The sequence below is a fragment of the Campylobacter sp. LR291e genome (assembly GCF_008633915.1).
Classification (GTDB): domain Bacteria; phylum Campylobacterota; class Campylobacteria; order Campylobacterales; family Campylobacteraceae; genus Campylobacter_D.
In genome coordinates, this window is sequence record NZ_VJNV01000033.1 from 1 (window position 1) to 451 (window position 451).

Sequence of the window (451 nt, forward strand, 5' to 3'; positions counted from 1 at the left end):
TGCTTAAACAAAGTGCATCTTTTGCAAATTCTTTAACAAGTGAAAGTGCAAAACTTCAAGAAGCAGTTCATAACCTTACCACTTCTTCAAACTCACAAGCATCCTCACTTGAAGAAACAGCTGCAGCATTAGAACAAATAACTTCTTCTATGCAAAATGTTTCTATGAAAACAGGAGATGTTATAACTCAAAGCGAAGACATTAAAAATGTAACTGGCATAATAGGAGATATAGCTGACCAAATCAATCTCTTAGCCTTAAATGCAGCCATTGAAGCAGCAAGGGCTGGAGAGCATGGTAGGGGCTTTGCAGTAGTAGCTGATGAGGTTAGAAAACTAGCTGAAAGAACTCAAAAGTCTTTAAGTGAGATTGAAGCTAGTGCAAATTTACTTGTTCAATCCATTAACGATATGGCAGAAAGTATCAAAGAACAAACTGCTGGTATTACTCA

General features: G+C 36.8%; 1 protein-coding gene. It reads left to right on the plus strand.

The features are described from left to right. On the plus strand, window positions 1–451 hold a 451-nt coding region (locus FMM58_RS07430), incomplete at both ends, for a methyl-accepting chemotaxis protein (protein ID WP_223810281.1).